Source organism: Sulfurimonas sp. (assembly GCF_026991475.1).
Classification (GTDB): Bacteria; Campylobacterota; Campylobacteria; order Campylobacterales; family Sulfurimonadaceae; genus Sulfurimonas.
Genome location: NZ_JALXBK010000022.1, coordinates 1 through 7,992, shown reverse-complemented (window position 1 = coordinate 7,992; position 7,992 = coordinate 1). Strand labels below are relative to the sequence as shown.

Below are 7,992 nucleotides of genomic sequence, written 5' to 3'. Positions count from 1 at the left end.
CTGATTATTCCCATATTATAAGCTTTATCAAAATCACCTGCACCAATGTTTTGCCCAACAAGAGCCATAGAAGCGATGGCAAAACCAAAGCCTGGCATAAACGCAATGCCCTCCACTCGAAGTCCTACCTGATACCCTGCGAGTTCTGCTGTTCCATACGCGGTAATGATGGAGACAAAAAAGAGAAAACTCACACTTGACACACCCCTGTCAATAGCCGCAGCGTAGCCAACTTTAAGCACTCTTTTTATATCTTTTATGCGAATAATCGGCAAAAAGTCTAGTTTTGAATTCAGCTTTTTAATTAAAATATAGTAAGCAACATTATTAAAACTATAGGCAAGAACAGTGGCAATAGCCGCCCCTGCAATACCAAGTGCAGGAAATCCAAAATGCCCAAAAATAAGTACATAATTCATACAAGCATTTAAAACTGATGATGTAAGTTTTATGTAGAGTGAACTTTTTGTATCTCCTGCTGCGGAGAGTGCATTGTAAAGCAGCGTATCTAAAAAAATTACAATAATTCCCAGTGAGAGTATTTTAAAGTATGTACCACCCTGCTCTACAACTGCTGGAGTTGCACCCATCCATGCATAAAAATGGTAGGCTCCAAAGTAGCCTCCAACACTTACAAACGCAGCCAAAGTAATTGCCAAAAGGACAAGAGAAAAAAGCAATGCAGAAGCTCTTTTTTTTCTTCCCTGACCTATAAAACGCGAGATGAGAGCATTACCCCCAACAACAAAAAGAGTCATAAAGACATTTACTATCATCATAAACTGCATACTCATACCAACAGCTGCAAGTGCTGCAACACTCACTGTTCCCACCATTAGCATATCTATAAGCACTTGAAGAATATCTACAAGATGCTTGAGTGCTGCAGGAAATGCGAGAGAAAGTACCTTTTTAGTGTCTTGAGAAATTACTTTTGAAAAAATTGTGCTACCTCACTCATTGCTTCTATTAGCTCCTCTTTTGTTTCAAAGGAAAGCACTTTTTTATTTCTCACACTTTCACCTACAGGTGTATAGTCAAAAACAAGCACAAAAGCTTTAAACGCAACCTTGTCACCATAAAGATCAAACCACTCCAGACTCATCTCTGCTATTTCACCCTGCATATCAATGACAACCGCACCATATAGGCGTGTCAAATTTTCTAAACTTATCTCTTCATCTTTAAATTTATAAACCACTTATTTTTTATCCTCACCTAAATTTTTTTGCATCTCTCCATCTTTCATTTTCAAGTATGCTAAAAAGCCAAAAATTGTTCCTATTACTATTAAACCCGCGCCAATCATATCGTCTTTTTCAAATGCCATTATTATCCAGCAAATATCTGCAAAAAGATAGACGATGACAGACTGATAAATCTTTCCTTTATAGGTAAGATACGCCCCGATATTTAAAAGGATACCACCAAGAATTGCAAAACTAAACATTATACCTCTTCAAGTTTTTCTTTTTTTAATATAAAATTATAATACACTGCACCTATAATAAAGCCAAATCCCATAAAAAAAGTTATGTTTGGCAAACTAAATGAGAGTGTTGCAAGATGTCCTATCATATAAGAAGTAAACGCAGCGGAACTTAAAAAAAGCATATCGTTATATGCCACTATGCGTCCATAATACTTTTTTTCTATATTTTTTTGTAAAAGTGTATAGCTGTAAGACCATAGTGTTGTTGTAAAAAAGCCAACTAGCATGCTAGCAGCCAAAGAGAGATAGAAATTATGCATCACATAAGCCCAGAGCCAAATAGCCAAGCCCTGTGCTATAAAAATATAAACGAGTCGTTTGTTGTTTATCCATTTTCCTATAAATACAGGTCCAACGACCAAGCCAATAGCCCTAGCAGAGTGCAAAAGCCCCAAAGCTAAAGATACTGCCACAAAACTTGCATAATATTTCTCAACCATTAAGGCAACCAATGCATCAAACGCAGTAAGTCCTACAAAAGAGTGTAGAAGCATCAAATGGAATGCTTTTGGATTATTTTTAAGATAAATAAAAGTGTCTTGCATCATTCTAATAATATTCTCTTCAACTTTTAAAATTTCTATCTCAATTTCCATAGAATAAAGGAGCATAAACGCAGCAATAAACATCATTCCATCAAGTATAAACGCAGTATTGATTCCCAACCAATAAACAACAAAGCCACTTATTGCCATTCCCAAAGTGTAAGAGAGTGACCAGATTATAGAGTGTAGTTCATTTGCAACTCTTAGTTTTGCCCCATCAAGGATTTTTGGCAGGAGTGACATCTCTGTTGTAAAGTAAAAAGAGGCTGCTGCCATTTTCAAAAATACTAAAAGATAGAGCAACCATAAATCTGAAAGCTGATGTACCATAACAAGAGAAAAAGTTGCAATAATTTCTACAACTATGAGGCTAAGCATCAATTTTTTAGGATGTATTCTATCTATAATGGGACCTGAAAGCGGTGCTTGAATAACACCTGCTAAAAAATTCAGCATTGCCACAAATGCAATAATAGCTGCGTTTACATGTAAATCTAATAGAAGTGTATAGATGGCAACATTGCTAAACCATGCACCAAAGTACGAAATTAGCTGTATAGTGGAGAGTCTTCTTAGGACTTTTTCATCTTTTAGGAGTGCAATATATTGTTTCATGGCGAAAGAGTAGCATAAAAAATTGCTCAAGAAAAAAAATCTATCTTTTTATTAAAGTAAAAAAGATATTTGTCGATTATTAGGGTAATCATTATACTTTTATAAGGAGTATGTCATGGATGGCATTGCAAACGTTGCAAGACAGCAACAATCTCAAGTAGGTTCTTCAGAAAATCAAGGAAGAGTTCAAGAACAGTCCCGACAGGTGCAACACACTGCACAAACTAGAACAAAACAAGATAATCTAGTCAAAGAGATACAACAAGCAGATACAACTGCTACATCTAAACCAGATTCAAAAGAAAAAGTTGAAGATTTAGTAAAAAAGCTCAATGATGCACTTGGACCAATAAGTACAAACTTAAAATTTGGCGTTGATACGCAAGATATATTTTATGTCTCTGTAATTGATACAAAAACAGATAAAATGATTCGACGATACCCAGCAGAACAAGCAGAGGGTTTTTTGCCAAAAATGCAAGAAGTATCTGGTATATTATTTGATTCTAAGGGGTGATTTTTCACTCCTTACTTTAACTTTTCTTATTTTGTCTTTTTAACTACCCATATATAAGCATACTCTCACATATTTTTCGATATAATCGCGATAATTATTTTACTAGCAAAAGGTTTTTTACATGAAAAAAAGCGTTAAGAAAGTAGTATTGGCTTACTCTGGAGGGCTTGATACAAGTGTTATTTTAAAATGGCTTCAAGATGAATATAACTGTGAAGTTGTAACTTTTACAGCAGATTTAGGTCAAGGTGAAGAGCTTGAACCAGCACGAATTAAAGCGCTTGAGCTTGGCATTAAACCCGAAAATATTTTCATAGATGATCTTCGTGAAGAGTTTGTAAAAGATTATGTATTTCCTATGTTTAGAGCAAATGCAATCTATGAAGGTGAATATCTTCTAGGAACTTCTATTGCTCGTCCTCTTATTGCAAAGCGTCAAGCAGAAATTGCAAAAATTACGGGTGCAGATGGTGTAAGCCACGGAGCAACTGGAAAAGGAAATGACCAAGTCCGTTTTGAGATGGGTTACCTTGGACAAGATTCTACTCTTACAATTATCGCTCCATGGCGTGAATGGGACTTAAACTCTCGTGAAAAACTTTTGGCTTATGCTGCAAAACACGGTATTCAAATTGAGAAAAAAGGAAAAAAATCTCCTTATTCAATGGATGCAAATCTTCTTCATATCTCTTATGAAGGTGGTATTTTAGAAGATCCTTCTGCAGAGCCTGAAGAGTCTATGTGGCTATGGACAACTTCTCCTGAAAATGCACCTGATAAAGCAGAATACATTGAACTTACTTATAAAAATGGTGACCCTATAGCACTCAATGGTGAAGAGTTAAGCCCTGCGACTATGCTAAAAACATTAAATACCCTTGGTGGAAAACATGGAATTGGGCGTGTTGACATCGTTGAAAATCGTTTTGTAGGAATGAAGGCTCGTGGATGTTATGAAACTCCAGGTGGAACAATTATGCTCAAAGCACATCGTGCAATTGAATCTATCACACTTGACCGTGAAGCTGCACACCTTAAAGATGAGATGATGCCAAAATATGCAACACTTATCTACAACGGTTTTTGGTGGTCACCAGAACGTGAGATGCTTCAAGCTGCCATTAACAATACACAAAAGTTTGTTGAAGGAACTGTAAGACTTAAACTCTACAAGGGAAGTATTATGGTTGTTGGAAGAAGTTCTGATGTTTCACTCTTTAACCCAGAATACTCAACTTTTGAAGAAGATGAAGTATATAACCAAAAAGATGCCGAAGGCTTTATCAAGCTAAATGCACTTCGTTTTATCATTGAAGGTAAAGCAAGAAACAAAAAAAAATAGACGAAGGAAAAGAAGATGAGTATAATTAAAATCGATATGAATTCACCAGAGTTTCAGGCTGAACTTGAAAAAACAATAAAATTTACAGATAAAGTAAATGCACAATTTGGCTGGGTTTATAATCCTCAAGAAGATGTAAACGAAGGCGTACAAATGGGTCTTGCTCGTAACAAGATGATGTATAAAAAACGTTTTTGCCCTTGTTTTATGGTAGATACTACTGGTGAAAAACCAAAATCAGTTGACGATAGAGTTTGCCCTTGTAAACCAGCTATAGAGAAAGAGATTCCTCAAGATGGTGTTTGTCACTGTGGAATTTTCTGTACTCCAGAATTTGCAGAAAAAAAAAGAATTGAGCTAGGGATGGAAGAGAGTGTTCATACACATTCTCGTGGTTTAACAAAAGAGGAGTGTCAACTTTTAGTTGAAAAAGATGAGCTTGATGGTGATGAACTTGTAGCACTTTTTGAAGCGCGTGAGCTTGGCATGGTAAACTTTACAGTAGTTGATGTTCGTGAAGATATGGAGTGGCAAATGGGTCACATTAAAGGTGCTGATAAACTTGTACCAACAAGTTCATTTTTTCAGACTTGGGAAGAAGCAAATTTAGCTAAAGATGAGCATATTATTCTCTACTGTCATGTTGGGAGCCGTTCTGCTCATGTTGCAAGAATTCTCATAGACAATGGATATACGAAAATCGGAAACTTGACAAATGGAATCGTCGCTTACAGTGGTGAAATAGAAAGATAGTCAAAAAAATTAAGGATAAATTTTTATGAAAGTATTACTTATAAAAGATGTTAAAAGTCTCGGTAAAGCTGGTGAAGTAAAAGAGGTAAAACCAGGTTATGGGCAAAACTTTTTAATCAAAAAAGGCTTTGCAAAACCTGCTACACCAGAAATATTAGAGCAGCATGCTGCAGATGAAGCACAAAGAGCACAAGATTTAAAAGATGAAATCGCTGCGTTTAAGGCAATTTCTAAAAAACTTGAAAAAGCAGAAATTATCATAACTAAAAAAGTTGGAAATAATGGTCACCTTTTTGGTGCGATTACAAAAGATGAAGTGGTAAAAGCTTTAAAAGAACAGCATAATATTGATGTAGATAAAAAACATATTACTGATAAAACTGCTATTAAAACAGTGGGAGAACATGATTTAGACCTTAAACTCGGTCATGGCATCCATGCAAAACTTCATGTGGATGTTCAGGGAGAATAATGACTAATGTTTGATGCTACTACAATACTAGCCTACAAGGGCAAAAACAAAGCCGTTATCGGTGGTGACGGTCAAGTTACCTTTGGAGATAGCGTTTTAAAAGGCAATGCAACAAAAATCAGAACACTCCATCATGGGCAAATCCTTGCAGGATTTGCCGGTAGTACTGCTGATGCTTTTAATCTTTTTGATATGTTTGAAGAGTTTTTAGAGAATAAAAAAGGGGATTTGCTCAAATCCGTTGTCGAGTTCTCTAAAGCATGGAGAAAAGACAAAGTGCTCCGCCGTCTTGAAGCAATGATGATAGTTTTAAACAATAACCATATATTCATTCTTACCGGAAATGGTGATGTCGTTGAACCAGAAGATGGGGAAATTGCTGCGATTGGAAGTGGTGGAAACTTCGCTATATCTGCTGCAAGGGCACTAAAAAAACATGCTACTTTAGATGAAGAAGAACTTATAAAAGAGTCTCTACACATTGCTGCAGATTTATGTATTTATACAAACCACAACATAAAAACTTTGATGTTAAAGGAAGATAAAAAATGAATTTAACACCTAAAGAGATAGTTGAATATCTTGATAAGTATGTCATTGCACAAAATGATGCTAAAAAAACTATTGCATTAGCTTTACGTACACGATACAGAAGAATGCAACTTGATGATGAACTAAAAAATGAGATAACACCAAAAAATATTTTGATGATAGGCTCAACAGGTGTTGGAAAAACTGAAATTTCTCGCCGTCTTGCAAAGATGATGAAAGTTCCTTTTATTAAAGTAGAAGCAAGTAAATATACTGAAGTTGGTTTTGTAGGTCGTGATGTTGAATCTATGATAAGAGATTTAGTTGTAAACTCCATTTCCATAGTAAAGGCTGAACAAGAAGAGGCAAACAAAGAGAAAATAGAGAACTATATCATCAATAAAATTACGGATAAACTTGTGCCACCACTTCCAACAGGAGCAAGTGAAAGTAAAAAAGATGATTATAAAAGACTCCTTGAAGCTACAGAGAAGAGAGTTGAGTCTGGAGAGATGGATGATAAAGTAATTGAACTTGAGATAGAAAAGCTAAATATTGAATTTAACGACACAAATCTACCTCCAGAGATGGCAAAAGTTCAAGAGAGTTTTTCAAAAGTTTTTGCCACTATTAACAAAGAAGATAATAAAAAAGAGGTCACTGTAAAAGATGCAAAATTGTTACTTCGCCAAGAAGCAAGTACAAAACTTTTGGATATGACAAGAGTGACGGCTGAAGCACTGCGCCGTGCTGAAACTGGTGGCATTATTTTTCTTGATGAAATAGATAAAATTGCTCTCTCAGAAAAATCACAAGGAAGAAATGACCCTTCTAAAGAGGGTGTGCAGCGTGATTTACTCCCTATTGTTGAGGGAAGCAGCGTTTCTACAAAATATGGAACAATCAATACTGACCATATTTTATTTATAGCAGCTGGCGCATTTCATGTGAGTAAACCGAGTGACCTCATTCCCGAATTGCAAGGAAGATTTCCACTTCGTGTTGAGCTAGAATCTTTAACTGAAGATACACTCTATAAAATTTTAACACAAACACAAAACTCTTTACTTATCCAATACCAAGCACTTCTTGGTGTTGAAGAGATGACGCTTACATTTGAAGATGAAGCCGTAAAAGCCATAGCCAAACTTTCACACCGTGCAAATGAAACAGCTGAAGACATTGGGGCAAGAAGACTCCATACTGTTTTAGAGCGTATCTTAGAAGATATAAGCTTTAATGCTGATGAGTACAAAGGTAAAGAGTTTGTTGTAACAAAAGAGTTAGTACATGAAAAACTTGATGAAGTTGTCGAAGATGATGACTTATCACGATATATATTATAAAGAGGTAGTATGACAAAAGCAGGTTTCGTTTCACTTATTGGACGTCCAAATGCGGGTAAAAGTACCCTAATGAATTCACTTTTAGGTGAAAAAATTGCAATGGTAAGCCAAAAAGCAAACGCGACCCGTAAACGCTCAAATGCAATAGTCATGCATGATAATGCACAAATTATCTTTATCGACACCCCAGGTCTGCATGAAAAAGAGAAGATGTTAAACCAATTTATGCTCGATGAAGCACTAAAAGCTATGGGTGATTGTGATTTAATTGTCTATTTAGCACCTATTACAGACTCTACAGAACCTTATGAAAAATTTTTAAAACGCAATAATGGTAAAATAAAGCACATAATAGTTCTTAGTAAAATCGACCAGGTTT

General features: G+C 35.6%; 11 protein-coding genes. 7 read left to right on the top strand and 4 right to left on the bottom strand.

All coding sequences use genetic code 11. The features are described from left to right. The 4 genes from MV589_RS01620 to MV589_RS01605 all read right to left on the bottom strand — a co-directional run. On the bottom strand, nt 1–929 hold a 929-nt coding region (locus tag MV589_RS01620), incomplete at its 3' end, for an MATE family efflux transporter (protein ID WP_297431403.1). Further along, nucleotides 929–1,201, bottom strand: coding sequence for a hypothetical protein (locus MV589_RS01615; protein ID WP_297431401.1), 273 nt, complete (start codon nt 1,199–1,201; stop codon nt 929–931). The genes MV589_RS01620 and MV589_RS01615, both read right to left, overlap by 1 nt. Beyond that, nucleotides 1,202–1,450 (bottom strand): hypothetical protein, encoded by a 249-nt coding sequence (locus MV589_RS01610; RefSeq protein WP_297431399.1) that lies wholly within the window; start codon nt 1,448–1,450, stop codon nt 1,202–1,204. Continuing rightward, nucleotides 1,450–2,652 (bottom strand): MFS transporter, encoded by a 1,203-nt coding sequence (locus MV589_RS01605; protein ID WP_297431397.1) that lies wholly within the window; start codon nt 2,650–2,652, stop codon nt 1,450–1,452. The genes MV589_RS01610 and MV589_RS01605 overlap by 1 nt, the downstream gene beginning before the upstream one ends. Before the next feature lie 115 nt (nt 2,653–2,767). Here MV589_RS01605 and MV589_RS01600 point away from each other — a divergent pair, with 115 nt between their 5' ends. The 7 genes from MV589_RS01600 to era all read left to right on the top strand — a co-directional run. Next, nucleotides 2,768–3,169: a flagellar protein FlaG gene (locus MV589_RS01600; protein WP_297431395.1), complete on the top strand. Its 402-nt coding sequence runs from the start codon at nt 2,768–2,770 to the stop codon at nt 3,167–3,169. Between the two features lie 121 nt (nt 3,170–3,290). Further along, a complete protein-coding gene (locus tag MV589_RS01595) occupies nt 3,291–4,511 on the top strand; it encodes an argininosuccinate synthase (RefSeq protein ID WP_297431393.1) in 1,221 nt (406 codons plus the stop codon). A 15-nt stretch (nt 4,512–4,526) separates the two neighbouring features. Then, complete coding sequence (locus MV589_RS01590) at nt 4,527–5,264, top strand: ferredoxin-thioredoxin reductase catalytic domain-containing protein (RefSeq protein ID WP_297431391.1); 738 nt, start codon at nt 4,527–4,529, stop codon at nt 5,262–5,264. Between the two features lie 25 nt (nt 5,265–5,289). After that, nucleotides 5,290–5,736 carry a 50S ribosomal protein L9 gene (gene rplI, locus MV589_RS01585; protein WP_297431389.1) on the top strand — a complete coding sequence of 149 codons (447 nt, stop codon included), beginning with the start codon at nt 5,290–5,292 and terminating at the stop codon, nt 5,734–5,736. Between the two features lie 6 nt (nt 5,737–5,742). Further along, nucleotides 5,743–6,288 carry an ATP-dependent protease subunit HslV gene (hslV, locus tag MV589_RS01580; protein ID WP_297431388.1) on the top strand — a complete coding sequence of 182 codons (546 nt, stop codon included), beginning with the start codon at nt 5,743–5,745 and terminating at the stop codon, nt 6,286–6,288. After that, nucleotides 6,285–7,613, top strand: a complete 1,329-nt coding sequence (gene hslU / locus MV589_RS01575) for an ATP-dependent protease ATPase subunit HslU (RefSeq protein WP_297431386.1) — start codon at nt 6,285–6,287, stop codon at nt 7,611–7,613. Before hslV ends, hslU begins: the two co-directional genes overlap by 4 nt. A gap of 9 nt (nt 7,614–7,622) precedes the next feature. Then, on the top strand, nt 7,623–7,992 hold a 370-nt coding region (gene era / locus MV589_RS01570), incomplete at its 3' end, for a GTPase Era (protein WP_297431383.1).

Excerpts from the sequence above, each read along its gene's own strand:
- MV589_RS01610 (WP_297431399.1), bottom strand. The coding sequence starts at position 1,450 with ATGTTTAGTTTTGCAATTCTTGGTGGTATCCTTTTAAATATCGGGGCG.
- hslU (WP_297431386.1), top strand. The coding sequence starts at position 6,285 with ATGAATTTAACACCTAAAGAGATAGTTGAATATCTTGATAAGTATGTC.
- hslV (WP_297431388.1), top strand. The coding sequence starts at position 5,743 with ATGTTTGATGCTACTACAATACTAGCCTACAAGGGCAAAAACAAAGCC.
- MV589_RS01590 (WP_297431391.1), top strand. The coding sequence starts at position 4,527 with ATGAGTATAATTAAAATCGATATGAATTCACCAGAGTTTCAGGCTGAA.
- MV589_RS01605 (WP_297431397.1), bottom strand. The coding sequence starts at position 2,652 with ATGAAACAATATATTGCACTCCTAAAAGATGAAAAAGTCCTAAGAAGA.
- MV589_RS01600 (WP_297431395.1), top strand. The coding sequence starts at position 2,768 with ATGGATGGCATTGCAAACGTTGCAAGACAGCAACAATCTCAAGTAGGT.
- MV589_RS01595 (WP_297431393.1), top strand. The coding sequence starts at position 3,291 with ATGAAAAAAAGCGTTAAGAAAGTAGTATTGGCTTACTCTGGAGGGCTT.
- rplI (WP_297431389.1), top strand. The coding sequence starts at position 5,290 with ATGAAAGTATTACTTATAAAAGATGTTAAAAGTCTCGGTAAAGCTGGT.